Origin of the sequence: Rhizobium sp. 862_C5_N1_2 (assembly GCF_051811205.1) — a bacterium.
In the GTDB taxonomy this organism is placed as follows: Bacteria; Pseudomonadota; Alphaproteobacteria; order Rhizobiales; family Rhizobiaceae; genus Rhizobium; species Rhizobium leguminosarum.
Genome location: NZ_JBPWPT010000001.1, coordinates 415,813 through 441,393 on the forward strand (window position 1 = coordinate 415,813; position 25,581 = coordinate 441,393).

The 25,581-nt window shown below is 61.5% G+C and carries 20 protein-coding genes; 12 read left to right on the forward strand and 8 right to left on the reverse strand.

Annotated elements, in window-relative coordinates; translation table 11 throughout:
* The first annotated feature begins 152 nt into the window (after positions 1–152).
* The 6 genes from ACD590_RS02090 to ACD590_RS02115 all read left to right on the forward strand — a co-directional run bounded on the left by ACD590_RS02090 (position 153) and on the right by ACD590_RS02115 (position 7,331).
* Positions 153–1,514, forward strand: a complete 1,362-nt coding sequence (locus ACD590_RS02090; protein WP_018244840.1) for an ABC transporter substrate-binding protein — start codon at positions 153–155, stop codon at positions 1,512–1,514.
* Positions 1,515–1,701: 187 nt separating this feature from the next.
* Positions 1,702–2,715, forward strand: coding sequence for a carbohydrate ABC transporter permease (locus tag ACD590_RS02095; protein ID WP_018445795.1), 1,014 nt, complete (start codon positions 1,702–1,704; stop codon positions 2,713–2,715).
* A 1-nt stretch (position 2,716) separates the two neighbouring features.
* Positions 2,717–3,880, forward strand: coding sequence for a carbohydrate ABC transporter permease (locus ACD590_RS02100; protein ID WP_439002036.1), 1,164 nt, complete (start codon positions 2,717–2,719; stop codon positions 3,878–3,880).
* Positions 3,881–3,914: 34 nt separating this feature from the next.
* Entirely contained in the window at positions 3,915–5,567 is a 1,653-nt protein-coding gene (gene bglA, locus ACD590_RS02105; protein WP_439002037.1) for a beta-galactosidase BglA, read from the forward strand.
* A gap of 145 nt (positions 5,568–5,712) precedes the next feature.
* Positions 5,713–6,801, forward strand: a complete 1,089-nt coding sequence (locus ACD590_RS02110; RefSeq protein ID WP_018244844.1) for an ABC transporter ATP-binding protein — start codon at positions 5,713–5,715, stop codon at positions 6,799–6,801.
* Between the two features lie 176 nt (positions 6,802–6,977).
* Positions 6,978–7,331, forward strand: coding sequence for a hypothetical protein (locus tag ACD590_RS02115; protein WP_018445791.1), 354 nt, complete (start codon positions 6,978–6,980; stop codon positions 7,329–7,331).
* A gap of 118 nt (positions 7,332–7,449) precedes the next feature.
* Here the strand turns inward: ACD590_RS02115 and edd are convergent, their stop codons facing one another.
* The 5 genes from edd to ACD590_RS02140 all read right to left on the reverse strand — a co-directional run bounded on the left by edd (position 7,450) and on the right by ACD590_RS02140 (position 14,414).
* Positions 7,450–9,273 (reverse strand): phosphogluconate dehydratase, encoded by a 1,824-nt coding sequence (gene edd / locus ACD590_RS02120; RefSeq protein ID WP_018244845.1) that lies wholly within the window; start codon positions 9,271–9,273, stop codon positions 7,450–7,452.
* A 77-nt stretch (positions 9,274–9,350) separates the two neighbouring features.
* Positions 9,351–10,049, reverse strand: a complete 699-nt coding sequence (pgl, locus tag ACD590_RS02125; protein ID WP_028734002.1) for a 6-phosphogluconolactonase — start codon at positions 10,047–10,049, stop codon at positions 9,351–9,353.
* Positions 10,050–10,059: 10 nt separating this feature from the next.
* Positions 10,060–11,535: a glucose-6-phosphate dehydrogenase gene (gene zwf, locus ACD590_RS02130; RefSeq protein WP_018244847.1), complete on the reverse strand. Its 1,476-nt coding sequence runs from the start codon at positions 11,533–11,535 to the stop codon at positions 10,060–10,062.
* A gap of 134 nt (positions 11,536–11,669) precedes the next feature.
* Positions 11,670–12,968, reverse strand: coding sequence for an NAD(P)/FAD-dependent oxidoreductase (locus ACD590_RS02135; protein ID WP_439002038.1), 1,299 nt, complete (start codon positions 12,966–12,968; stop codon positions 11,670–11,672).
* Positions 12,969–12,977: 9 nt separating this feature from the next.
* Positions 12,978–14,414 (reverse strand): glutamine synthetase family protein, encoded by a 1,437-nt coding sequence (locus ACD590_RS02140; protein WP_018244849.1) that lies wholly within the window; start codon positions 14,412–14,414, stop codon positions 12,978–12,980.
* Positions 14,415–14,502: 88 nt separating this feature from the next.
* Between ACD590_RS02140 and ACD590_RS02145 the strand changes: the two genes are divergently transcribed.
* From ACD590_RS02145 to ACD590_RS02160, 4 genes are all read left to right on the forward strand, one after another.
* The gene (locus tag ACD590_RS02145) at positions 14,503–15,723 is read left to right on the forward strand and encodes an NAD(P)/FAD-dependent oxidoreductase (RefSeq protein WP_026188628.1); all 1,221 of its coding nucleotides are present in this window, start codon (positions 14,503–14,505) and stop codon (positions 15,721–15,723) included.
* A 270-nt stretch (positions 15,724–15,993) separates the two neighbouring features.
* Complete coding sequence (locus ACD590_RS02150; RefSeq protein ID WP_003556626.1) at positions 15,994–16,137, forward strand: hypothetical protein; 144 nt, start codon at positions 15,994–15,996, stop codon at positions 16,135–16,137.
* 311 nt (positions 16,138–16,448) lie between these two features.
* The gene (locus tag ACD590_RS02155) at positions 16,449–18,980 is read left to right on the forward strand and encodes a methyl-accepting chemotaxis protein (protein ID WP_439020835.1); all 2,532 of its coding nucleotides are present in this window, start codon (positions 16,449–16,451) and stop codon (positions 18,978–18,980) included.
* Between the two features lie 259 nt (positions 18,981–19,239).
* Positions 19,240–21,087 (forward strand): methyl-accepting chemotaxis protein, encoded by a 1,848-nt coding sequence (locus ACD590_RS02160; protein ID WP_026188629.1) that lies wholly within the window; start codon positions 19,240–19,242, stop codon positions 21,085–21,087.
* On the opposite strand, the gene ACD590_RS02165 is transcribed toward ACD590_RS02160, so the two are convergent.
* Positions 21,060–21,296, reverse strand: coding sequence for a hypothetical protein (locus ACD590_RS02165; RefSeq protein WP_018244853.1), 237 nt, complete (start codon positions 21,294–21,296; stop codon positions 21,060–21,062). The genes ACD590_RS02160 and ACD590_RS02165 overlap by 28 nt on opposite strands.
* 90 nt (positions 21,297–21,386) lie before the next feature.
* On the opposite strand from ACD590_RS02165, the gene ACD590_RS02170 reads away from it, so the two are divergent.
* Complete coding sequence (locus ACD590_RS02170; RefSeq protein WP_439002040.1) at positions 21,387–22,256, forward strand: LysR family transcriptional regulator; 870 nt, start codon at positions 21,387–21,389, stop codon at positions 22,254–22,256.
* A 142-nt stretch (positions 22,257–22,398) separates the two neighbouring features.
* Here ACD590_RS02170 and ACD590_RS02175 read toward each other — a convergent pair whose 3' ends face one another.
* Positions 22,399–22,635 carry an SMc00767 family acetate metabolism repressor gene (locus ACD590_RS02175; protein WP_439020837.1) on the reverse strand — a complete coding sequence of 79 codons (237 nt, stop codon included), beginning with the start codon at positions 22,633–22,635 and terminating at the stop codon, positions 22,399–22,401.
* Positions 22,636–22,656: 21 nt separating this feature from the next.
* The gene (aceA, locus tag ACD590_RS02180; RefSeq protein WP_112905983.1) at positions 22,657–23,946 is read right to left on the reverse strand and encodes an isocitrate lyase; all 1,290 of its coding nucleotides are present in this window, start codon (positions 23,944–23,946) and stop codon (positions 22,657–22,659) included.
* A gap of 190 nt (positions 23,947–24,136) precedes the next feature.
* Here aceA and ACD590_RS02185 point away from each other — a divergent pair, with 190 nt between their 5' ends.
* Positions 24,137–25,546 (forward strand): helix-turn-helix domain-containing protein, encoded by a 1,410-nt coding sequence (locus ACD590_RS02185; RefSeq protein WP_018244857.1) that lies wholly within the window; start codon positions 24,137–24,139, stop codon positions 25,544–25,546.
* Positions 25,547–25,581: the final 35 nt, after the last annotated feature.

The window sequence follows — 25,581 nt, forward strand, 5'->3', positions numbered from 1 at the left end:
GCGCTGCGATAGCTAGCATGTTCACAGCGGGTTTTCGCGAATTGACTTGACTCCATTCCCCCGAAAGTGAAATGAGTTGGCTGTCAAAGCGCTTTGAAATTTCTTTTGGAGGGAATTCGGCGCGGTTGGGATTGTGATGGGAGGTTGATCACATGAAAAAGTCATTTTTGATGGGCGTTGCCGTGGCAGCGCTTTTTGCCGGTACTGCGTCTGCAGCCGATCTAAAATTTGCCCCGGGACAGGATGCCAAGTTCAACTGGAAGAGCTATGACGAGTTCAAGGCTGCTCATGCCGATCTGAAGGGCCAGCCGCTGACGATCTTCGGGCCGTGGCGCGGCGAGGACGAGGCGTTCTTCCAGAGCGTTCTTGCCTATTTCACCGAAGCCACCGGCATCGATGTCAAATACTCCTCTTCCGAAAACTACGAACAGCAGATCGTCATCGATACGCAGGCAGGCTCGCCGCCGAACATCGCCGTTCTGCCGCAGCCGGGCCTCCTGGCCGATCTCGCCAGCAAGGGCTTCCTGACGCCGCTCGGCGATGACAACTCCAAGTGGATCAAGGACAATTACGGCGCCGGCGACAGCTGGGTCGGTTACGGCACCTACAAGGGCAAGGACGGCAAGGAAGCCTTCTACGCCTTCCCGTATAAGGCCGACGTAAAATCGCTGGTCTGGTATGTTCCGGAGAACTTCGAGGAAGCCGGCTACAAGATCCCGACGACCATGGAAGAACTGCATGCCCTGACGGATCAGATCGTCAAGGATGGCGGCGTTCCCTGGTGCATCGGCCTTGGTTCCGGCGGCGCCACCGGCTGGCCGGCGACGGACTGGGTCGAAGACATCATGCTGCGCATGCAGCCGCCGGAAGCCTACGACAAGTGGACGACCAACGAGTTGAAGTTCACCGATCCGGCCGTCGTTGCCGCGATCGACGAGTTCGGCAAGTTCGCCAAGAACGCGAAATACGTCGATGGCGGCGTCGCAGCCGTGGCCTCGACCGATTTCCGTGACAGCCCGAAGGGCCTCTTCGCGGTTCCGCCGAAGTGCTACATGCACCATCAGGCCTCGTTCATTCCGTCCTTCTTCCCTGAGGGCACGAAGCTCGGCCAGGATGCCGACTTCTTCTACATGCCGACCTTTGCTTCGCATCCCGAACTCGGCAAGCCGGTTCTCGGCGCCGGCACGCTCGTCTCGATCGCCAAGGACTCGAAGACGGCCCGCGCCTTCATCGACTTCCTGAAGACCCCGATCGCCCATGAGGTCTGGATGGCGCAGTCGAGCTTCCTGACGCCGTATAAGGGCGTCAGCACCGAGGCCTATGCCAACCCGCAGATGAAGAAGGAAGGCGAGATTCTGACCTCCGCCACCACCTTCCGCTTCGACGGTTCCGACCTGATGCCGGGCAAGATCGGCGCCGGCGCCTTCTGGACGGGCATGGTCGATTTCGTCGGCGGCAAGTCCGCTGAAGAGGCTGCAGGCGAAATCCAGAGCGCCTGGGACGGTATCAAGTAATCTTTCAAAATTATGCCGCCGGCTTGCCGGCGGCATGGCTTGCATGACTGGCCGGGCTCGCAAAGAGCCCGGCCATCGCAGGATATATTGTGATTGGGCAACACAAAAAGATTGACGATGACCGGCGCTGATCCGTCAGCATAACAACCGGTCGGAATAAGATCAGGGGAAGCAGGGGAGGGACGAAATGCTGTCGCAGATAGTGTCCGCTTTGGGCGTCGTGGTCGTCGCCGTTTTCGCGTGCTCGGCCTATTTCTATTTTTCGAACAAGATCCTGGATCTCGCTCTGCCGGTGAAGGATGGCGACATCCGCGCCGCATCGCGCAATCTCAACCGCCGTGCGCTCGTCCGGCCGTGGTTGTTCATCGGCCCGGCACTCTTCCTGCTTATCGTCTATCTCGTTTATCCGGTCGTTGCGACCTTCATCCTCTCCTTTTACGACCGAGCCGGTCTGCAGTTCGTCGGCCTCGCCAACTACAAATGGGCGCTCGGTGACCGCGAATTCCGTCAGTCGATCTTCAACAACATCCTCTGGCTGGCCGTCGTGCCGGCCGCCTGCACCTTCTTCGGCCTCGTCATCGCCGTGATGACCGATCGCATCTGGTGGGGCAATATCGCCAAGAGCATCGTCTTCATGCCGATGGCGATCTCCTTCGTCGGCGCCTCGGTCATCTGGAAATTCATCTATGAATATCGCGGCGGCAACGACGTCCAGATCGGCCTGCTGAACGCCATCGTCCAGACTTTCGGCGGAACGCCCGAGGTGTGGATCTCCATTCCCTTCTGGAACAACTTCTTCCTGATGGTCATCCTGATCTGGATCCAGACCGGTTTCGCCATGGTCATCCTGTCGGCCGCTCTTCGCGGCATCCCCGAGGAGACGATCGAAGCCGCCGTCATCGACGGCGCCAATGGCTGGCAGATCTTCTGGCGCATCATGGTGCCGCAGGTCTGGGGTTCCATCGCCGTCGTCTGGACAACGATCACCATTCTCGTCCTCAAGGTCTTCGACATCGTGCTGACCATGACCAACGGCCAGTGGCAGACGATGGTGCTGGCGAACCTGATGTTTGACTGGATGTTCCGCGGCGGCGGCGATTCCGGCCGAAGTGCGGTCATCGCCATCATCATCATGCTCGCCGTCACGCCGATCATGGTCTGGAACGTGCGCCGCGCCAATCGCGAACTGAAGGGGCACTGAGATGACCGCTATCGGAAGCTACTTCAAGATCGGCCCCGCCCGCCTCTTCGTTCACGCAGCCGTCCTGCTGATCGTCATCGTCTGGCTCATCCCGACGCTCGGCATCTTCGTCAGCGCGCTACGCGACAAGGACCAGATCGTCGTCTCCGGGTGGTGGACGGCCTTCGTCGGCTCGACCCAGACGGCCGCGGTCCGCCTCGGTACACCCGACCAGCAAAAGCAGGAAGGTACGACCTACGTCATCTCGGGCAATGTGTTGGAAGGCCAGACCGGCCGTGCCGTGAAGGCCTTCGGCAACCGTATACAGCAGCCGGCCGCCTTCAAGGCCGGCGAGACCGCCGATCTCGGCGACGGCGAAACTCTGCAGATCAACAGCGACGGCAGTTATCGCTATGTGAAGAATGCCGCCTTCTCGCCCGACGAACGCCCGAAGCGCATCTATGCGTCCGTCTCCGCACCGCCGGAATTCACCATGCAGAACTACAAAACGGTTCTGACCGGCGAGGGCATCGGCCAGTCCTTCATCAACTCGCTGACCGTGACGATCCCGGCGACGATCATCCCGATCCTGATTGCCGCTTTCGCCGCCTATGCCCTGAGCTGGATGGAGTTTCCCGGCCGCGGGCTGCTGATTGCGCTCGTCGTCGGCCTGATCGTCGTGCCGCTGCAGATGTCGCTGATTCCGCTGCTGCGCCTCTATAACGAGATCGGCAATCTGCTCGGCCAGCCGTCGAAGACCTATCCCGGCATCTGGCTGGCCCATACCGCCTTCGGCATGCCGCTCGCCATCTATCTCTTGCGGGCCTATATTGCCGGCCTGCCGAAGGAGATCATCGAATCCGCCCGCGTCGATGGCGCGAGCGATTTCGAGATCTTCGTCCGCATCGTTTTGCCTCTGTCCTTCCCGGCACTCGCCTCCTTCGCCATCTTCCAGTTCCTGTGGGTGTGGAACGACCTGCTCGTCGCCATGGTCTTCCTCGGCACCGACAAGGATCACCTCGTGCTGACCGGCAGCCTGAACGCGCTGCTCGGCTCTCGCGGCGGCAATTGGGAGATTTTGACGGCGTCGGCCTTCGTCACCATCATCGTGCCGTTGCTCGTCTTCTTCGGGCTGCAGCGTTACTTGGTGCGCGGTCTGCTGGCGGGTTCGGTCAAGGGAGGCTGACCATTCCCGACCGTGACTTCAAACAGGATATTCCATGAACGTGGCTTCTCAATCGATCTCGACCCCCGACAAGGACTGGTGGCGCGGCGCAGTGATCTATCAGATCTACCCGCGCTCCTACCAGGATTCGAACGGCGACGGCATCGGCGACCTGAAGGGCATCACCGCCCGGCTGCCGCATGTGGCAAGCCTTGGCGTCGATGCAATCTGGATCTCGCCCTTCTTCACCTCGCCGATGCGCGATTTCGGTTATGACGTTTCCGACTACGAGAATGTCGATTCGATCTTCGGCACGCTGGTGGATTTCGACACGATGATCGCCGAGGCTCATCGCCTCGGCATCCGGGTGATGATCGACCTCGTCATCTCCCACAGCTCGGATCAGCATCCCTGGTTCGTGCAGAGCCGCTCGAGCAAGACCAACGCCAAGGCCGACTGGTATGTCTGGGCCGACGCCAAGCCGGATGGCACGCCGCCGAACAACTGGCTGTCGATCTTCGGCGGCTCGGCATGGGCGTGGGATCCGACGCGCATGCAATATTACCTGCACAATTTCCTGACCTCGCAGCCGGACATGAACCTGCATAACCCTGAGGTGCAGGACCGTCTGCTGGACGTCGTGCGCTTCTGGCTCAATCGCGGCGTCGACGGCTTCCGCCTCGACACCATCAACTTCTATTTCCATGACACGCAACTGCGCGACAATCCGGCGCTTGCTCCCGAGCGCCGCAACGCCTCGACGGCGCCGGCGGTCAATCCCTATAATTTTCAGGAGCATCTCTACGACAAGAACCGCCCGGAGAACCTTGCCTTCCTGAAGCGCTTCCGCGCCGTTCTCGAAGAATTCCCGGCGATCGCCGCCGTCGGCGAAGTCGGCGACAGCCAGCGCGGCCTTGAAATCGTCGGTGAATACACCTCCGGCAACGACAAGATGCATATGTGCTACGCCTTCGAATTCCTGGCGCCCGATCCGCTGACGCCGGAGCGCGTCGAGGAGGTGATGCTGGATTTCGAAGCCGCCGCACCTGATGGCTGGGCCTGCTGGGCCTTCTCCAATCACGATGTCATGCGCCATGTCAGCCGTTGGGGCGGGCTGGTCGCCGATCACGACGCCTTTGCCAAGCTTTATGCCTCGTTGCTGATGACCATGCGCGGCTCCGTCTGCCTCTATCAGGGCGAGGAGCTGGCGCTGACCGAGGCCGATCTCGCCTATCAGGATCTGCAGGACCCCTACGGCATTCAGTTCTGGCCGGAATTCAAGGGCCGCGACGGCTGCCGCACGCCGATGGTCTGGGACAGCCAAGTCGCCCAGGGCGGCTTCTCGACGGTCAAGCCCTGGTTGCCGGTGCCGGTCGAGCATATCCTGCGTGCCGTCAGCGTCCAGCTGGGCGATGAGACTTCGGTGCTGGAGCACTATCGCCGCTTCATCGCCTTCCGCAAGCTGCACCCGGCTTTTGCCAAGGGCGAGATCGAATTCGAGGAACAACAGGGCGATAGCCTGGTCTTCACCCGTGAATACGGTAATGAGAAGCTGCTCTGCATCTTCAACATGAGTCCGGCCGAGGCCGCCGTCATTCTGCCTGCTGGAGAATGGCAGGCATTGACGGGCCATGGCTTTACTAGCAACAACTATGGCGACAAGATCGATATTCCGGCCTGGGGGGCGTATTTCGCCCGTCTTGCCTAGATCAGGATGATTTTAGGCCCCATGGGGCCCAAAAATCTGAATCCTGATCTAAATCAAAGAAATAGAGCATGATGCCGGAAACGGCGCACACTTTTCGGCATCATGCTCTAGGAACACAGGCCTAAGGAACACAGGGGAGAGAGAAATGACTGGACTGACGCTGAAGGATATCCGCAAATCTTACGGTTCCGTGGACGTTCTCCATGGTATCGACCTCGATATCAAGCAGGGCGAATTCATCGTCTTCGTCGGTCCGTCCGGCTGTGGCAAGTCCACGCTTCTGCGCATGATCGCCGGTCTCGAGGCGATCACCGGCGGTGAGATGTATATCGACGGCCATCTCGTCAATGACGTGCCGCCCTCCAAGCGCGGCATCGCCATGGTCTTCCAGTCCTATGCGCTCTACCCGCATATGACCGTGTTCGACAACATGGCTTTCGGCATGAAGATCGCCGGCGAAAGCAAGCAGGAAATCGACCGCCGGGTCCGGGCGGCGGCCGAGAGCCTGCAGCTGACCAAATATCTTGATCGCCTGCCGAAGGCGCTTTCCGGCGGTCAGCGCCAGCGCGTGGCGATCGGCCGGGCCATCTGCCGCGATCCGAAGGTCTTCCTCTTCGACGAGCCGCTCTCCAACCTCGATGCCGCTCTGCGCGTCGCGACCCGCATCGAGATCGCCCGTCTGAACGAACAGATGGCCGATACGACGATGATCTACGTGACCCACGACCAGGTCGAGGCAATGACGCTCGCCGATCGCATCGTCGTTCTCTCAGCCGGCAATATCGAGCAGGTCGGCGCGCCGCTGGACCTCTACGAGCGCCCGGCAAACCTCTTCGTCGCGAAATTCATCGGCTCGCCGGCGATGAACATCATTCCGGCGACGGTCGCCGGAACCGGAAGCCAGACGACGGTGACGCTGACCGGCGGCATGTCGGTGACCCTTGATGTGGCGACCGACGCGTCGGAAATGGGCAAGCAGGCAAGCTTCGGCGTTCGTCCGGAGGATCTCCGGGTTGCCGATGGCGGCGACTACCTTTTCGAAGGTGAAGTGTCGATCGTAGAAGCGCTCGGTGAAGTGACGTTGCTTTATATCGAGGGCCTGGTTCCGGGCGAGCCGATCGTCGTCAAGCTGCCCGGCATCTATGATGTGAAGAAGGGACAGAGGATGCGGTTTGCAGCCGACAGGCAGAAGTTGCATCTCTTTGACGCAACCGGCCATACCTACCGGAAGTGAGGCGGCCATTTTTGGGGTGATGGCCCCAAGAATTGTGCGGGACGGGCCTAATTCTCACTTTCTGTTAAAGATCGGCTGCTACCTTTTCCTCGTCAATTTATGAGGGGGATAAGCACGTGGCCGCTTCCAATCCGTCACAGCCAAAATCTCATTTCCTGAGCAAGGAAGAATCCTTCATGTATGACCGCGAGGCGCGGTTCAAGATGGAGGACACCATGAACGCCGCGCGCATCGAATATACGGAAAAGGGCGTCATGCATGCGGCTTCGCGCCGCTGCGACATTGTCCGGATTTCGATGAGCAGCGCGACGCTCGCAATCCTGACCCAGTTCAGCCTGCCGAAGCAGTTCTATCTGGATATTCCGGATGCCCGCATCACCAAGGTCGGCTGCCTGCTGATGAAGGTCAACGCCAACAATACGATCGACGTCCGCTTCCTGCGCCTGCTGACGCAGAAGGAGCTGAACAAGATCTTCGTCTACAGCACCCATCCGGCGCACCGCGACTACGTTCTCGATATTCGAGCCTAAAGCCGCGCGTCCGCCAGAACGTGTGAATGGCTCACTACTTCAGTAAGCCGGATTGAAATCAAAAACCCGCGGGTGCTTCATGCTCCCCGCGGGTTTTTGTTTGCCAGAAGCCACCCACTCAGTGGTGGAAGAGCACGCTTGCACCCTGGTCCGAAGGTCCGACGGCGCGGCGGAACGGCGCGAAGAGTTCGCGGCCCATGCCGAATTCATTGTCGGAGAGATCGACGGTCACCGGCTCCCGCTCGGCCAAATCAGCCGCATCGACGAGCAGCTCGAGCGTGCCCTTGATCGCGTCCAGCCGAATGATGTCGCCCTCGCGGATGCGGGCGATAGGACCGCCGTCGACCGCTTCCGGCGTGACGTGGATCGCTGCCGGCACTTTGCCGGATGCACCGGACATGCGCCCGTCGGTGAGGAGCGCCACGCGGAAGCCGCGATCCTGCAACACGCCGAGCGGCGGCGTCAGCTTGTGCAGTTCCGGCATGCCGTTCGCCTTCGGGCCCTGGAAGCGCACGACGGCGATGAAATCGCGGTTGAGCTTGCCTTCCTTGAAAGCGTCCTGCAGCTCCTGCTGGCTGTGGAAGATGATCGCCGGCGCCTCGATGATGTGGCGTTCCGGCTTGACGGCGGATATTTTGATGACCGCCTTGCCGAGATTGCCGCGCAGCATCTTCAGCCCGCCATTCGCCTGGAACGGCGTCTCGATGCTGGAGAGCACTTTGGGATCGACGCTTTTTTCCGGCGACGGCTCGCGCAGGACGGCACCGTTTTCGCCGAGACGGGCATCGACCGTATAGGCTTGGAGACCCTGGCCGAAGACCGTGCGCACGTCGTCATGCACCAGTCCGTGCTTCAAGAGTTCCTTGATGAGGAAACCCATGCCGCCGGCCGCCTGGAAATGGTTCACATCGGCAAGGCCGTTCGGGTAGACGCGGGCAAGCAGCGGGACGATTTCCGAAAGCTCGGCGATGTCCTGCCAGGTGAGCTGGATGCCGGCCGCCCGCGCCATGGCGACGAGGTGCAGCGTATGATTGGTCGAACCGCCGGTCGCATGCAGGCCGACGACGCCGTTGACGACCGAGCGCTCGTCGATCATTTCGCCCGCCGGCGTGAATTCGTTGCCGAGTGCGGTGATCGCCAGCGCCCGCTTGGCGGCTTCACGCGTCAGCGCTTCACGCAACGGCGTGCCGGGATTGATGAAGGACGAGCCGGGCATGTGGAAGCCCATGATCTCCATCAGCATCTGGTTGGAATTGGCGGTGCCGTAGAAGGTGCAGGTGCCGGGGCCGTGATAGGATTTCGATTCCGCCTCCAGCAGTTCGGCGCGTCCGACCTTGCCCTCGGCGAAAAGCTGGCGCACGCGCGACTTCTCATCGTTCGGCAGGCCTGTGGTCATCGGACCGGCCGGAACGAAGATCGACGGCAAGTGCCCGAAGGACAGGGCAGCGATCACGAGGCCGGGCACGATCTTGTCGCAGACGCCGAGGAAGAGGGCGGCATCGAACATATTATGCGACAGGCCGACGCCCGCCGACATGGCGATCAGGTCGCGCGAGAAGAGCGAGAGCTCCATGCCCGGCTGTCCCTGGGTGACGCCGTCGCACATCGCCGGCACGCCGCCGGCCACCTGCGCCACGCCGCCTGCTTCGGCTGCCGCCTCGCGGATGATTGCCGGATAGGTCTCGAATGGCTGGTGGGCCGAGAGCATGTCGTTATAGGCGGTGATGATGCCGAGATTGGGGATGCGGTCGCCGGCGAGCGCATCCTTGTCGGCGGGGGAACAGACCGCGAAGCCATGGGCAAGATTGGCGCATCCGAGCACCGAGCGCGCGACACCCTTGGAAGCGGCGGCGCGCAGGCGTTCCAGGTAGCGCTCGCGGCTTGGCTTCGAGCGTTCGACGATGCGATCGGTGATCGCAGAAATGCGTGCGTGAGCGGACATGGAAAATCCCTGCCTTGTTCGTTGTCTCTATCTGTTTCGGCGGCTCTGGCCTGAATCTCAATCCGGATGACGGCTGATCAGGGAGCCCAGTAGATCTCGACCGGGGAAGTGGCCCGGCGCAGAACGGCGCGGATCGGCATTTCTGCCTCGTCACCGCTGCCTTCCGCCTTGGCGAGAACGTCTTTTTTGCCTTCGCCCTCAATATGGAGAACCAGGAGTGCGGCATCCTCAAGACTGGAGAAGGTGAAGGTCAGGCGCGGCTCGCCGGCTCCTTCCGCTTCCATGGTGATGATGCCGCGCGGCGTCGATGCATCGAGCGCTTTGGCAAGATTGCTGCCGCCGGGAAAGAACGAGGCCGTGTGGCCGTCGCCGCCCATGCCGAGGATGACGGTGTCGAAGGGGGAACTGATCGCCTTGGTCTTCTCGGTCGCGAGCAAGGCTGCCTCCTCCACGGAAGCCACGTCCTGATAGAGCGGCAGGAAGTGTGCCGCCTTTGCCTTGTTCTGCAGCAGATTGGCGTCGACCAGCAAATGGTTCGAGCGCGCATTGTCGGCCGGCACGAAGCGTTCGTCGACAAGGGTGATTGTCACCTTGTCCCAGGCGATGTCGCGCGTCGAAAGCACCTGGAAGAAGGCCTTCGGCGTGGAGCCGCCGGAAACGGCGATGGACGCCGTTCCACGAGCGGCGATCGCCGCCGAAAGCGTATCCGCGACCTTGTCGGCGAGGTTGCCGGCGAGATCTGCGGCGCTGGCGAAGGAATGCAGGGTCGATGCCATCGGTTTCGTCCTAGATCTCGTCATGCCAGGTACGGCCGTCGCGCTCAATCAGCGCGATGGCCTGGCTCGGGCCCCAGGTGCCGGCCGTATAGCCCTGCACCTGCTGGCCGGTCGTTTCCCAACCCTTGAGGATCGGATCCACCCATTTCCATGCGGCTTCGACTTCGTCGCGGCGCATGAACAAGGTCTGGTTGGAGCGGATCACGTCCATCAGCAGGCGCTCGTAGGCGTCGGGATTGCGGACGTTGAAGGCCTGGGCGAAGCTCATGTCGAGCGACACGTTGCGCAGGCGCATGCCGCCCGGGCCCGGATCCTTGATCATCAGCGACTGCTTGACGCCCTCATCCGGCTGCAGGCGGATGATCAGCTGGTTGGCAACGATGCGCCCGGCCGCCTGATCGAAGATTGCATGCGGGATCGGCTTGAAGGTGATGACGATCTCGGACATGCGCCCGGTCAGGCGCTTGCCGGTGCGGATGTAGAAAGGAACGCCCGCCCAGCGCCAGTTGTTGATCTCGGCCTTGATGGCAACGAAGGTCTCGGTATTCGACACGCCGCCTTCGAGCTCTTCGAGGTAGCCCTTGACCGGGCCGCTGCCCGATGCGCCGGCGCGATACTGGCCGCGAACCGTCGCCTGCTCGACGTTTGAGGCATTGAGCGGCTTCAGCGCGCGCAGCACTTTCAGCTTCTCGTCGCGAACGGCTTCCGAATCCATCGACGAGGGCACTTCCATCGCCGTCAGGCAGAGCAGCTGCAGGATGTGGTTCTGCACCATGTCGCGCAGTGCGCCAGCCGTATCGTAATAGCCGGCGCGGCCTTCGAGGCCGACCGATTCAGCCACGGTGATCTGCACGTGGTCGATGTAGTTGGCGTTCCACAGCGGCTCATAGAGCGCGTTGGCAAAGCGCAGCGCCATCAGGTTCTGCACCGTCTCCTTGCCGAGATAATGGTCGATGCGGAAGATCTGTTCTTCCTTGAAGGCACGGCCGATCGTGTCGTTGAGCTGCAGCGCCGAGGCGAGGTCGCGGCCGATCGGCTTCTCGACGACGATGCGGGTCGATTTGGTGATCAGCTTGTGGTCGTGGATCTTCTGCGAGATGTCGCCGAAGATGCCCGGAGCGACGGCGAGATAGAAGGCGCGCACGCGATCCTTGCCTTCGTCGAGCAGCTTCTTCAGCTGATCCCAGCCGGCATCCGTGCGGGCGTCGACCGAGACGTAGTAGAGGCGGGCACAGAATTTCTCCACCTCCGCCTCGTCGTATTCACCCTTCTTCAGATGCTCGTTCAGCGCGTCCTTGGCGAATTTGCGGTATTCCTCGTGCGTCAACGGGCTGCGCGAGGCGCCGATCACGCGGGTCGGTTCCGAAAACTGGCCTTCGATCTGGCGATGATACAGCGCGGGCAGAAGCTTGCGTTCTGCAAGGTCGCCGCTGCCGCCGAAGACGACATAATCAAAGGGCTCAACGGGAATGATTTGGCTGCTCATGAGCTTGTCTCTCAATCAGGCTGGTTGGCGGCCCTTTTAATCTAATCGATTTAAAAAAGCCAGTGTGCAGTGCAATGAATCTCTCAGGAACCGGTTTTAGAGAGAATTTCCGGAAGAGGAAATCCGCAATCGGACTAAAACTTGTCGCGAAGCGCAAACCACGACAAGGCGAGGAAAAGCAACGGGGCGCGCATGCGGGCCCCGCCGGGAAAGGCGGGAATATCGAGCGATGTGAACAGGTCGAGATCGCCGGATTTTCCAAGCACCGTTTCCGCGTAGAGCTTGCCACAGTAGTTTGACAGCATGACGCCATGGCCGGAATAACCGCCGATCGAGATGACCCCGGGCATGACCTCGCGCACGAAGGGCTGACGCGGCATGGTGATGCCGACGCTGCCGCCCCAGGCATGGGTGATGTCAATGTTCTTCAGGTCAGGGTAGATCTCGGCGATCTGCCGGCGGATGTGCTCAGAAATGTCCCGCGGATTGTCCGACGTATAGGCCTCGCGTCCGCCGAACAGCAGGCGGCCGTCCCCGAATTTGCGGAAGTAGCGCACGACGAAGCGCGAATCGGCCACAGCCTCGCCCCCCGGCAGCACACCGGGATGCCCATCGAGCGGCGCCGTGGCGCCGATGAAGGAGCGGATTGGCATGACATGGCTTGCCGTCACCGGTTCGAGGCCGTCGATATAGCCGTCGCAGGCGATCAGCGCGCGCTCAGTGGTGATCGTTCCCCTTTCGGTTTCGATCGTCACCTTGCCGCCGCCCTGGCGGATCGCCGTTGCCTTGGTCATCTCGAAGATTTCAGCACCGGCATTGGCAGCGACCCGCGCGAGCCCGACCAGCAGCTTCAGCGGATGGATGTGGCCGGTGCCGACATCGCGCACGCCGCAATGGAAACGCTTCGAGCCGAGCCTGTCCTGCGTTTCCTTCTCGTCCATGAAGCGCAGATGCGGATAGTCGTAGCGGAAGGCGGCGATCTCGGCATTTTCGTAATAGGCGCGTTTGTAGCTCGCCTTATGTGCGACGTTGAGCTGGCCGGGTACATAGTCGATCTCGATCTGATGCTCGCGGGCGAAATCGATGAGATGGCGCTTGGCCGCCTCGGCAAGATCGAACAGCGCCTTCGAGCGTTCGTAGCCGATCTTCTCCTCGAGTTCTTCCGGCCACCATCGCTGGCCAGTGCCGAGTTGGCCGCCATTGCGCCCGGACGCCCCGTCGCCGAAGCGGCAGGCCTCGATCAGGGCCACCGAAACGCCTGATTTGGCAAGATTATAGGCGGCCTGCAGGCCGGTATAGCCGCCGCCGACGATGGCGACGTCACATGTTCTCGAGCCGTCGAGAGCGGCATAGGTCGGCCGCTCCCCGACGGTTGCCTGATACCAGGATAGCCCCGGCGCGATCGGGCTCTGCCATGTCTCCTGCGATGCCATGATAGTCCCTCACACGTTGAGCAGAAGGAATTCCCGCTCCCAGGGGCTGATCACCTGCATGAAGGTCTCGAACTCGCCGCGCTTGACGCCGGCATAAAGGCCGATGAACTGCTTGCCGAACATTTCCTCGAAAGCGGGTTCGTCCTCGAGCAGCGCCACGGCCTCCAGCAGGCCGCGCGGCAGGTCGATCGAGCCCTCATTGGCCGAATCCTCGGTCGGCGCCGTCGGCTCGATCTCCTTCATGATGCCGAGCAGGCCGGAGGCGAGCGAGGCGGCGAGTGCGAGATAGGGGTTGGCGTCCGAGCTCGGCAGCCGGTTTTCCACGCGCCGCGCCTGTGGATCGGAAACCGGAACGCGGAAAGCCGTCGTCCGGTTGTCGTAGCCCCAGGCATTGTTGACGGGGCAGGACATATCCGGCTGCAAGCGCCGGTAGGAATTCACATAGGGCGCAAGCATCGCCATCGCACTCGGCACGAATTTCTGCATGCCGCCGATGAAATGGAAGAATTCTTTTGAAGCCGATCCGTCGGGATTGGAGAAGATGTTCTTGCCCGTCTCGATATTGACCACCGACTGATGGATATGCATCGCCGAACCCGGCTGACCCTGCATCGGCTTGGCCATGAATGTCGCGTAGATGTCGTGCTTCAGCGCCGCCTCGCGGATCGTTCGCTTGAACAGGAACACCTGGTCGGCAAGTTCGATCGGATTGCCGTGGCGCAGGTTGATCTCGAGCTGCGCCGGTCCCTCTTCGTGGATCAGCGTATCGATCTCCAGCCCCTGCTTCTCCGAGAAATGATAGACGTCGTCGATCAGCTCGTCGAACTCATTGATGCCGGCGATCGAATAGCCCTGACCGCCGAGGATCGAGCGGCCGGACCGGCCTTTGGGCGGGTGCAGCGGATAGTCGGGATCGTCGTTCTTGGCGACGAGATAGAATTCGATCTCGGGCGCCACGATCGGTTTCCAGCCGCGCTCGTGATAAAGACTCATGATGCGCTTCAGCACGTTGCGCGGCGTATAGGGCACTTCGCCGCCGTCCGAATCGACGATATCGCAGATCACCTGCGCCGTCGGGTCGGTCTCCCAGGGCACGACCGAAAGCGTCGAAAGGTCGGGCATCAGCTTCAGGTCGCTGTCGCGCGGCTCGTAGCGGAAGCTCTCCGTCTCGTCGGGATATTCGCCCGATATCGTATGCCGGTAGATTGCCGAAGGCAGTGCCAGCGACGTGTTCGAGGTGAATTTCGAGCTCGGCATCATCTTGCCGCGCGCAACGCCGGCAAGGTCCGGCGTGATGCATTCGATGTCTTCGATGCCTCTGTCCCTCAGCCACCGCGCTGCTTCCTTCCAGTTCGCAACGCCACGCAGGGATCCGGGTTCCGGGGGAGTTTTCTTCGAGGCGGGTACGTTTCTGGCAGGTTTCAGCGTCGTCTTTTTTGGGGACATGACACACCGGTTTGTGTTGATCGTGGCACCATCATAACCAGACTTTGCCAATTGGCGAGGGGTGGCAAACGTTGACTTTCGCCCTTTGATGGAAAAAGAAGACGTGATTTTGATCGGGGAAACGGATTTGCAGCGCAAAAGCGACGTCATCGTCATCGGCGCCGGGGCGGCGGGCATGATGGCGGCCATTGGCGCGGGAAAACGCGGTCGCTCGGTCGTGGTCCTCGACCATGCCAAGGCGCCTGGCGAGAAGATCCGCATATCGGGCGGCGGCCGCTGCAATTTCACCAATATCCATGCCGGACCGAAGAATTTCCTCTCCGCCAACCCGCATTTCTGCAAATCGGCGCTCGCCCGTTTCACACCTGCCGATTTCATCGCCATGGTCGACCGTCATGGCATTGCCTGGCACGAAAAGACGCTCGGCCAGCTTTTCTGCGACGATAGCGCCAAAGACATCATCCGCATGCTGCTGGCCGAGATGCGTATGGCCGGTGCAATGCTGCATCTCGGCACCGAGATATCAGGTGTCGAAAAGACCGAAGTCGGCTTCCGCGTATCGACCGGCGAAGGTCATTATGAAGCGGTATCGCTGATCGTCGCCGCCGGGGGCAAGTCGATCCCGAAGATGGGTGCCACCGGCTTTGCCTATCGCCTCGCCGAGCAGTTCGGCTTGGCCGTGCTCGAAACCCGGCCCGGCCTCGTGCCGCTGACGCTCGATCCCGGCCTGCTGGAAAGCATCGCCCCGCTTGCCGGCATCGCCGCCCCGGCAGAAATTCGCCATGGCAGGACCGGCTTCCGCGAAGCGCTGCTGTTCACCCATCGCGGGCTGAGCGGCCCGGCCATCCTGCAGATTTCTTCCTATTGGCGCGAGGGCGACGAGATCGTGGTCGCCATCGAACCGGATATCGATATTGCGGCGCATTTGAAGACGGCAAAGCAGCTCAATGGCCGCCAGTCGCCGCAGACAGCCCTTGGCGACATCCTGCCGAAGCGGCTGGCACAATTTCTCGTCGAACGCGAAAAGATTTCCGGCAACATGGCCGACCTGCCAGACAAGGCGCTGCTGCGTCTTGCCGCTGGCGTCCAGAATTGGGCGGTCAAACCGTCCGGCTCGGAAGGTTATCGCACCGCCGAAGTGACGCTCGGCGGCATCGACACGGCAGCGCTCGATTCCCGCAGCATGGAAGCAAAAGCAGTGCCCGGCCTTTATTTCATCGGTGAATGCGTCGACGTCACCGGCTGGCTTGGCGGCTATAATTTCCAGTGGGCCTGGGCCTCCGGTTTTGCCGCCGGTGAATGGGCCTGATGCATGTCGCCCAAAAGTACGCAGCGGTTTTGAGATAACGACATACATGAAGCCGAGGAGCACAGCGCTGATCAGAAAGCAAGACCTAAAGCGCGTCGCATGATTCCGATTCAACGCGACGTGCTTTAGAAAAGCCGATTCAAGACTTTTTAATAGAGGTGCGCCATCCTGTCTCAATTGGCGGTTTGCAAGGTCGTTCCTAAATTAAGCTTTACCGGCAAGCCGATTTGTTGGATTGTTGTTGTGTTAGAGAGAAGTGAGGTTTCGACCATGACCAGAAACACACGACGCGCCCGCGCCATCGCAATTGCCGAGGCAAAGCCGAACGCTCGAATGGTCGCCCTGCGTTATCTGATGCTTGCCGCTGGCGCCACCGCCGCCAGCATCGCGCTGCTGCTCTCGCACTTCATCTGATCCCGTCCGCAGATCTGGAATGAACGTTGCGACGTGACTATTGTCGCACCGCGGCGTCGCGGCCCATAATTTGCAACTATTTCACTGCCTTGGCTTAACCCGCCATAACAGCTTATCCGAAAATTAATATCTAATCTGACACAATTGCTCGCGAATATTTGGGCATCTCCAAGTTGTTTGGACATGAACTGGCAATGACTGCCGCCTGGCCTCCGGGTTCCCCAATGTAATTAAGAATAGCTCGATGTGCACCCGGCTGGCGCCATGTGGCTGCCTGCGGGAGGAGTGGTGTATGAAAGGCCCGGAACGCCATGTTGATTGACAAGATTCTTTCCCGTTTCAGGATCAAGACGAAAGTCCTGATCTTCGTTCTGCCTTTCGTCGTCACCATTTCGGCGGTGGGCCTGACGGGCCTCTACGCTTCGGGGCTGCTGCAGGGCCGCATGGAAATATCCAACAGCGTGCTGCAGTCGCTCAGCGGCTTCAAAGATCTCTATGGTTCGATGGACGATTTCCTGCGCGTCACCAGCCCTGAGGCGCGCGACAAGCTGCTCGCGGATCTGAAGACCCAGCAAGGCGTGCTCGACCAGACGCTGAACCAGGTCGGTGATGAGGCCGCCGGTCGCGACAGCCTTGCGGAGGCATCGCGCCGCACCAAGGACATTTCGGGAGTCGTTGACAAGCTCTGGGCGCTGCACGAGCAGGAGCGGGCATTGCATGAGCAGATCGATGCAGCGCAGAAGAGCGTGATCAGCACCCGCTTCACCGTGTCCTATCAGGCCGAGGAATTGCAGAGCACAGTCCAGAGCGACGAGAGCGCCGCCACCAGCACCCTTCGCACGGCCGACCGCCTGTTGAAGGGCGGCGATTTTCTCGGCACCGTCGCCAGCGGCTTCAGCAAGCCGCAGACACCGCAGGACAAGATCGCCTTCATCAACGAACAGATGCCGGAGATCATCAAATCGCAGCGTCTGATCGCCATCTCGGTTCCGAGCAATCAGAAGAATGTCATCGACGCCCTGGCTGCGACCATCGACGGAATCAAGGCGATCGTCCAGACGCCCAATCCGACCGACGAGACCGCCACCGAACTCGGCCGCCTGGTTTCGCGCTTCCGCCAGACCTCGACCTATACGCAGCTGACCGCCACGCAGAAAATGCGTGACGCGACCCAGGAATTCGCCGCGCTCGACGGCCGGATTGCCCAGGCCAACTCGGTCCTGCAGGATACGAGGCGTCTCGAAAATTCCGTCTATTTGCTGCAGATCGTTCTTTCCGACTTTCTCGCCGACTCCAGCAAGGAAAATCTCGTGCGTCTGCAGCAGCAGGCCGGCACGCTCGGCAAGGACATGCAGGTACTGATCACCAGCGCCAAGGGCATGGGTTTTGCCGAAGGCATATCAGGCGCGATCCAGCCGGCGCTCGACATCATCTCCGGCGGCGGCTCGAAGATCGTCGACACGATCGGCGAGCGCGTCACCGCCTATGCCGCCGCCCGCCAGGAGCTCGACCAGATCTGGAAAAAGCTGACTGATTTCGCCGAGCTGCAGAAGGAGACGGCCGGCACCGAGCGCACCCAGGCAAACAGCATCTCCGTCATGACCACCGGTCTCGGCATCCTGTTGTCGATCCTCGGCGGCATTGCCCTGGTGCTGACGCTGCAGCGCCCGATCAGCCATATCACCGCCGCTATGCGCCGCATCGCCGAAGGGGCGCTGGATACCAGCATCTCCGGCGAGCAGCGCCACGATGAAATCGGCGACATGGCCCGCGCGCTCGGCATCTTCAAGGAAAACGCCATCTCGAAGATCCGCATCGAGGAGCAGAGCGACGAGGAACGCGCCGCGGCCGAACATGAGCGCCAGCGCAACGACGCCGAAAAGCGCGAGATGGATCGTCAGATCGAATTTGCGGTCAACGCGCTCGCCGCCGGCCTCGAACGCATGTCGCAGGGTGATATCTCGACGACGATCGAAACGCCCTTCATCGGCCGTCTCGAACAGCTGCGCCAGGATTTCAACGGTTCGATGATGCGCCTGCAGGCGACGATGAGCCAGATCCGCGACAATGTCGAACTGATCCAGGGCAACGGCAACCAGATGGCCCAGTCCGCCGAGGACCTCTCCAAGCGCACCGAACAGCAGGCTGCCTCGCTCGAAGAGACCGCGGCCGCCGTCGATGAAATCACCGTCACGGTCCGTTCGTCGGCTGAACGCGCCAAGGATGCCGACCAGATCGTCCGCCAGGCCAAGCGCAGCGCCGACGATTCCGCCGTCGTCGTCAGCAATGCGATCGACGCGATGGGCCGCATCGAGGATGCCTCGCGCCAGATCGAGCAGATCATTGGCGTCATCGACGAGATCGCCTTCCAGACCAACCTCCTGGCGCTCAACGCCGGCATCGAGGCGGCGCGCGCCGGTGAAGCCGGCAAGGGCTTCGCGGTGGTCGCGATGGAGGTCCGCGAACTGGCCCAGCGCTCCGCCGCCGCGGCGCAGGAGATCAAGGGGCTGATCAACAAGTCGACCAACGAGGTCAATTCCGGCTCGCAATTCGTGCAGGAGACCGGCACGGTGCTCGCCAAGATCAGCGCCCAGATCGTCACTATCAGCCAGCATGTCGAGATGATTGCCCGCGCGAGCCACGACCAGTCCAACGCGCTGCAGAGCGTCAACGCGACCGTCAACCAGATGGACCAGATGACGCAGCAGAACGCCGCCATGGTGGAGGAAACAACCGCCGCCAGCCGCGAACTGGCCGACGAGGCCGATTCGCTGCGCCGGCTCATCCAGCAGTTCAAGATCGACGGTGAAGCCACCGGTGCGCCGGTCTACCGCGCCGCCTGATCATCGATCGATCCGTCTTCATGCGAACGGCCCCGGACTTTCCGGGGCCGTTTTTCTTTATTCTGCAAAACAGTGCCTCGATTGAGAAGATTTGAACGATGGAAGAATAGCTCGAATGCCGGGGCAGCCTATCACGCCGGGATAATCGAAAAACGCCTGGAAACGAGGCGATGAATATCTCCGACAGCCATGATTTGCGGAGAATCTTCCTTAACGCTTTTAGTCTAATTTAACCTTGGTTTATCTCCCGGGGGTCTCGATGCTGCGCCTTTTCTCTACGTCGATCGTACGCCAGATCGTTGCGATCACGCTGTTTCTGCTGGCCATCAGCACGGCCGCCATCGTCGGCGTGACCTATTACAATCTGAGCCATCAGGTCATGGACGGGGCCGTCTCCGACGCGAAGGACGCCGCCCGTGCGATGGCTGTCCTCTACGGCGCGGCTGATCAGGCTGCAAAGATCGAACTGAAAGACAATCAGCTCTCCGCCGTCACCGAAGACGCCATTCCTGCCCTTGCCGATCATTCGCTGGTTGACCGCACCGCGCAGTCGATCGCCGGCGTTGCGACCATCTTCCAAAAGCAGGGTGGCGACTACGTCCGCATATCCACAAACGTCAAGAAGGAAAACGGCGACCGCGCCGTCGGCACCAAGCTGGTCGCCGAGCACCCGGCCCAGCCGGTTCTCGCCAGGGGTGAAGCCTATTACGGACCGGCGGAGCTTTTCGGCCGCAAGTTCATGACCGGTTATTTCCCGATCAAGAACGCCTCGAACGCCAATGTCGGCATTCTCTTCATCGGTATTCCGATGGAGCTCTATTACCAGCGCATGTATGATCTGCAGATGCTGGTTCTCGGCGTTGGCGCCATCGTCATGCTCATCGTCGGCGTTCTCGCCTTCTATGCGATCCGCCTGTCGGTGAAGCCTTTGCAGGCGCTGACGACGAGCGTCCACTCGATTTCCGCGGGCGATCTCGAGGGAGCGATTCCCTGTATCGAAAAGAAGAACGAGTTCGGCGACATCGGCCGGGCTCTGGCGCTTTTCCGCGACAGCGCCCGCGCAAGGCGCGATCTGGAGACCCAGGCCGCCGAACAGCGCGCCTTGAGCGATGCCGAACGCGCCAGGAACGATGCCGACAAGCGCTCGCTCGACGGCCAGATCGATTTTGCCGTCAACCAGCTTGCCGCCGGCCTCGGGCGCCTGTCGCAGGGCGACGTCTCGCAGACGATCGGCACGCCTTTCGTCGGCCGGTTGGAGCAGTTGCGCGTTGATTTCAACGCTTCGCTTCTGCGGCTCCAGGACACGCTGTCCGGCATCCGCGACAGCGCCTCGAGCATCCAGCGCAACAGCGGCGCCGTCTCCGCCTCTGCCGGCGAGCTTTCGAAACGCACCGAGGCGCAGGCGGCGAGCCTTGAGGAGACTGCGGCCGCGGTGGAAGAGATCACCGTGACGGTTCGTTCGTCCGCCGAGCGTGCCCGTGAGGCCAACAATGTCGTGGCCGCGACCAAGAAGACGGCCGACAATTCCGGCGCCGTCGTCGGCGATGCGGTCGCCGCCATGGATCGCATCGAGCAGGCTTCGCAGCGTATCGAGCAGATCATCGAGGTGATCGACGACATTGCCTTCCAGACCAATCTTCTGGCGCTGAATGCCGGCATCGAAGCGGCGCGCGCGGGCGAGGCGGGTAAGGGTTTTGCCGTCGTCGCCCAGGAAGTCCGCGAACTCGCCCAGCGCTCGGCCGATGCGGCGCGCGAGATCAAGTCGTTGATCGAGACATCGAGCCGGGAAGTGACGGCAGGGTCCGAACTGGTCCAGAAGACCGGCAGCGTCCTTGCCTCGATCAGCCAGGAGATCATCGCAATCAGCGGCCATGTCGAAACCATCGCGACGGCCAGCCGCGATCAGTCGGCCGCGCTGCAGGAAGTCAACGGTTCGGTCAACGCCATGGACCAGATGACCCAGAAGAACGCGTCGATGGTTGCCGAGACGACGCAGGCAAGCCGCCTGCTCGCCGGCGAGGCCGACACGCTGATGGCGCTGATCGAGCGTTTCCGCATCGTCGCAGAATCCGCACCGGCTCATCTCGGGGCAAGAAAAGTCGCCTGAACCGCGCAGCCGCAGCTGCCACGGGATTGCGCCGTGGCCTTGCGGTGCCTCCCCAGGTTGAGATCGAGCGACGTCAGCCAGGCGGCGAAGCCAATGAGGCTGCTGTTTCCGAACTCGGCATAGAATCTATCCTCGTCCGCCCTGCAACAGCGTCGCTTGGGAGAGTGCCGATAGCCGATGGTACCTGCAATGGTGATCATGTCGATCATGACGATGTCCTTTCCTATGTAAGCCATCACCTGATCTAGGCATCGAATTTCTCTTTATAAACGGGAAAAATCCCGCTATGTTTTTCATTGATGAAAAATGCGAATTGGGATTCCTATCAGCTTTTCCTGCAGGTCGCCCGGCTCGGCGGGTTGACGGGAGCAAGCACCGCAAGCGGGCTTAGTCCTGCAACCGTCGGCCGGCGCATGCTCGATCTCGAACAGGAGATCGGCCGTGCATTGTTTGTCCGCAGCCAGACCGGATACCGACTGACCCTGGATGGTCAGGCGCTGCTCGATCACCTTCAGGAAATGGAAGCCGCCGCCCGCAAGGTCGAGGCGTGGCGGCAATCCGGCGAGGGCGGCACGACCGTCAGGATTGCCGCCGGCACCTGGGTCGCCTGGCTGCTGACGGAGAATTTCGCCGCAATCCGCATGCCGGGCGATGCCTTTGCCATTTCGCTCACCATCGGCGAGGCGCGGGCGAGCCTTGCCTATCGCGAGAGCGATATCGGTATTCGCGCCTTCGAGCCTGAGGAGGCCAATCTCGCCGCACGTCAGCTTGGGGAGGTGGCCTATGCCGTCTATATCAGACGCAACGCTGCCGAGAGCGACGAGCGCTGGATTGCAGTCGCCGAGGAAGAGGCGATATCGGCCTATCTGCGCTGGCCGCACGCCAAGGCCGCGACGGGGATCGTCGCCACCGTCAATCGGCCGCGTTCGCTGCCGGATCTGGTGCGCGCCGGCGCCGGCAAGACCGTGCTTCCCTGTTTCGTCGGCGATCTCCACCCCGAATTGCAGCGGCAGGGCGGCGAGTTGCCAGAATTGCGCCACCGGCAATGGATCGTCATGAATGCAGAGGATCGTCATCGCCCGGAGATCCGCACGGTCGCCGACCGCATGACCAAGCTCATCAAAAGTTATGCCGATCTCTTCGCCGGAAAACGACCGAGCCGCGGCTAGTGCATGTCACCCAGAACTGTGCAGCGGTTTTGGCGCCACGACATGCATCAAATAGAGACGTAAAGCGCCGCGCACCCGATAGGTCGCGCGGCGATTGAAGAAGCGGGCCGACTTCGCCGGCCCGCCAACGGTCGGCTTTTCGTCAATGCCGGTTGGTGACGACGATGGGGATCAGTAGGTCGCCCCAGTTGCCGTCGCCGCCGTGATGACGGGCCGAGCGCACCAGTTCGACCGAGGCGCCGGCCTCGACAGCTTTCATGACCGATTGGTTCAGCCGATGCAGGTCGTTGGCGAGCATGCGGATCGTCGTCTGCTGATCCTCGCTCATGCTGCTTGCCTGCTCCTCGGCCCGTTCCCTGACGCGTGTGATGGATGCCATGATCATCTCCTCCTCTTCGAGTTATTCCGCAGCCGGTTTGAACTGCGCATGTTCGGTCGAGCCGTGCATCGCCGTGGTCGAAGACCGGCCGCCGGTGATGGCGAGCGACACGGCGTCGAAATAGCCGGTGCCGACCTCGCGCTGGTGTTTGGTCGCGGTATAGCCATTGACCTCGGCGGCGAATTCCGCCTGCTGCAGCTCGGAATAGGCCGACATCTGCCGTTGCCGGTAGCCGCGCGCCAGTTCGTACATGCCGTAGTTCAGCTGGTGGAAGCCGGCGAGCGTGATGAACTGGAACTTGTAGCCCATCGCGCCGAGTTCGCGCTGGAACCGCGCAATCGTCGCCTCGTCGAGATTCTTCTTCCAGTTGAAGGAAGGCGAGCAATTATAGGCGAGCAGCTTGCCGGGATGCACCTTGTGCACGCCTTCGGCAAAGCGCCGCGCCTGATCGAGGTCCGGCTTCGAGGTCTCGCACCAGATGAGATCGCAATGCGGCGCATAGGCGACGGCACGCGCGATGCAGGGTTCGATGCCGTTTCGCACCTGATAGAAACCTTCGACCGTGCGGCCGGCATCATAGTCGACGAAGGGCTGGTCGCGTTCGTCGATGTCTGACGTCAGCAGCTTTGCCGCTTCCGCGTCGGTGCGGGCGATGACGAGCGTCGCAACGCCCATGACGTCGGCGGCAAGCCGCGCGGCGTCGAGATTGCGGATATGGGCGGCCGTCGGGATCAGCACTTTGCCGCCGAGATGGCCGCATTTCTTCTCCGAAGCGAGCTGGTCCTCGAAGTGAACGCCCGCTGCACCCGCCTCGATATAGGCCTTCATGATCTCGAAGGCGTTGAGTGGTCCGCCGAAGCCTGCTTCCGCATCGGCAACAATCGGTGCGAACCAGGTCTCGACGGAAAGTCCCTGGGCTTCCGAGGTCTCGATCTGATCGGCGCGCTGCAGCGTGCGGTTGATGCGTTTGGCAAGCTCCGGACCGGCATTGGCCGGATAGAGAGACTGGTCGGGATACATCGCCGATGCCGTATTGGCGTCGGCCGCCACCTGCCAGCCGGAGAGATAGATCGCCTTCAACCCGGCGCGCACCATCTGCATGGCCTGGTTGCCGGAAAGTGCGCCGAGCGCATTGACGAAATCCTCCTGGAGCAGAAGCTGCCACAACCGGTCCGCCCCCATTTCGGCCAGCGAATGGCGCAGCGCCACCGAGCCTCTGAGCCGCCGCACGTCATCGGCCGAGTAAGGTCTCTCGATGCCGTCGAAACGATCAGCTGGTGCGTTTGGAACAAGCTTGTAAAAATCCGTCATGCTGCTCTCCTTACTAAAAAGCCCGACAAAGGTGCTGCATGACAAGATTGACAATATGAGCCGAGATGGCCAGAAAAACCTTTGATTTCTTGCTTGGAAAGAGGTTAAGATGACGAGGATTGACAGAGCGGCGCTGTGAATTTGTAAAATTTTGTAAATACAGCGCTCCTTCCTTGTCAAAGGGTGTGACATGGCGGAACGAAAGATATTCGCAGGCCCGAAAGTCAGGCGCATCCGCAATGCGCTGGCGCTGACGCAGACCGCCATGGCCGAGGCGCTTGAAATATCGCCGTCCTACCTGAACCTGATCGAGCGCAACCAGCGGCCGCTGACGGTGCAGCTCCTTCTCAAGCTTGCAAGCGTCTATAGGGTCGATCTGGAGGAATTGCGGGGGCAGACCGGCGGCAGTCTCGACCAGCTCAAGGAGATCTTTGTCGATCCGCTGCTGTCGGGCGAGTTGCCGGGCGATCAGGAATTGGTGGAGGTGGCCGAGGCAGCACCCAATGCCGCGAGCGGCATGATCAAGCTCTATCGCGCCTATCGGGAGCAGGCGGCAAGGCTGTCCGATCTGACGGCGCTGATGGTCGCCGAAGGACATGCACCGGTCGCCGCCGGCCGGTTGCCGCTGGACGAGGTGCGCGAGACGCTGGAGCGCAGGTCTGGTTATTTCGGACGGATCGAGACGGCGGCGGAAGCTTTTGCCGCAACGCTCCCCGGCGGCCTCGATCTTGCTGCCGGGCTGAAGGATTGGCTGCGTTCCGAGCGCGGCATCGCGGTGCGTGTCCTGCCCGTCCACGTGATGCCGGATCTGCGCCGCCGTTTCGATCGCCATTCAATGCGGCTTTTCATCTCGGAGCGCCTGTCACAGGCCGACCGTGCGCATGAGATATCAATCGAGGCTGCGACCCTTGCTTTGCTGCCGGCAATCGATGCCGAGCTCGCCGATCTCTCGCTTTCCTCCGCCGAGGCGCGCCGCATCGCCCGTTTCGAGCTTGCCCGCATCGCCGCACTGGCGCTTGCAATGCCCTATGAGGCCTTTCTTTCGGCCGCCAAGGCAACGCGCTACGATATCGACATTCTGCGTGCACGCTTCGGCGTCTCCTTCGGTCATGCCGCCGCGCGCCTTGCCATGCTGCAGCGCCCGGGCGCGGCGGCCATTCCCTTCTTCCTGATTGAGATCGATGCCGCTGGCCACCGGCTGCGCCGGGCAGGCGCCCAGGGCTTTCCGCAGGCCCGTTTCGGCGGCGGCTGTCCGAAGCTCAATATCCATGCCGCCTTCCTGCAGCCGGGCCAGATCCTTGCCGAAACGGTGGTCATGCCGGACGGGGCATCCTTCCTGACGGTCGCCCGCACCCTGGAGGGACCGAGCGTCGAATTCGGCGAAAGGGTGAGGCGCACCGCGATCCTGATCGGCTGCGACGCTGCCCTTGGCGAGGGTGTGGTCTATGGGCAGGCGATGGCGCTTGATCCGGTCACGATCGGCCCGGCCTGTCGCCTTTGCGAGCGGCGCGGCTGCCTTTCCCGGGCCGAGCCGCCGGTGACGAGACCGCTCGGGCTCGATGAGATGGTGGCCGGGCTCAGCGCCTTCGATTTCCAGTGATTGTGAAATCATTGAGGGCGCAGGATTTTGCGCTT

Coding starts and splice junctions, on each gene's coding strand:
- ACD590_RS02170 (WP_439002040.1), top strand. CDS start 21,387: ATGAAAAATGCGAATTGGGATTCCTATCAGCTTTTCCTGCAGGTCGCC.
- ACD590_RS02090 (WP_018244840.1), top strand. CDS start 153: ATGAAAAAGTCATTTTTGATGGGCGTTGCCGTGGCAGCGCTTTTTGCC.
- ACD590_RS02185 (WP_018244857.1), top strand. CDS start 24,137: ATGGCGGAACGAAAGATATTCGCAGGCCCGAAAGTCAGGCGCATCCGC.
- ACD590_RS02140 (WP_018244849.1), bottom strand. CDS start 14,414: ATGTCCCCAAAAAAGACGACGCTGAAACCTGCCAGAAACGTACCCGCC.
- zwf (WP_018244847.1), bottom strand. CDS start 11,535: ATGAGCAGCCAAATCATTCCCGTTGAGCCCTTTGATTATGTCGTCTTC.
- ACD590_RS02115 (WP_018445791.1), top strand. CDS start 6,978: ATGTATGACCGCGAGGCGCGGTTCAAGATGGAGGACACCATGAACGCC.
- ACD590_RS02155 (WP_439020835.1), top strand. CDS start 16,449: ATGTTGATTGACAAGATTCTTTCCCGTTTCAGGATCAAGACGAAAGTC.
- aceA (WP_112905983.1), bottom strand. CDS start 23,946: ATGACGGATTTTTACAAGCTTGTTCCAAACGCACCAGCTGATCGTTTC.
- ACD590_RS02135 (WP_439002038.1), bottom strand. CDS start 12,968: ATGGCATCGCAGGAGACATGGCAGAGCCCGATCGCGCCGGGGCTATCC.
- ACD590_RS02095 (WP_018445795.1), top strand. CDS start 1,702: ATGCTGTCGCAGATAGTGTCCGCTTTGGGCGTCGTGGTCGTCGCCGTT.
- ACD590_RS02165 (WP_018244853.1), bottom strand. CDS start 21,296: ATGATCGACATGATCACCATTGCAGGTACCATCGGCTATCGGCACTCT.
- pgl (WP_028734002.1), bottom strand. CDS start 10,049: ATGGCATCGACCCTGCATTCCTTCGCCAGCGCCGCAGATCTCGCCGGC.
- ACD590_RS02100 (WP_439002036.1), top strand. CDS start 2,717: ATGACCGCTATCGGAAGCTACTTCAAGATCGGCCCCGCCCGCCTCTTC.
- ACD590_RS02160 (WP_026188629.1), top strand. CDS start 19,240: ATGCTGCGCCTTTTCTCTACGTCGATCGTACGCCAGATCGTTGCGATC.
- ACD590_RS02175 (WP_439020837.1), bottom strand. CDS start 22,635: ATGGCATCCATCACACGCGTCAGGGAACGGGCCGAGGAGCAGGCAAGC.
- ACD590_RS02150 (WP_003556626.1), top strand. CDS start 15,994: ATGACCAGAAACACACGACGCGCCCGCGCCATCGCAATTGCCGAGGCA.
- ACD590_RS02110 (WP_018244844.1), top strand. CDS start 5,713: ATGACTGGACTGACGCTGAAGGATATCCGCAAATCTTACGGTTCCGTG.
- edd (WP_018244845.1), bottom strand. CDS start 9,273: ATGTCCGCTCACGCACGCATTTCTGCGATCACCGATCGCATCGTCGAA.
- ACD590_RS02145 (WP_026188628.1), top strand. CDS start 14,503: ATGGAAAAAGAAGACGTGATTTTGATCGGGGAAACGGATTTGCAGCGC.
- bglA (WP_439002037.1), top strand. CDS start 3,915: ATGAACGTGGCTTCTCAATCGATCTCGACCCCCGACAAGGACTGGTGG.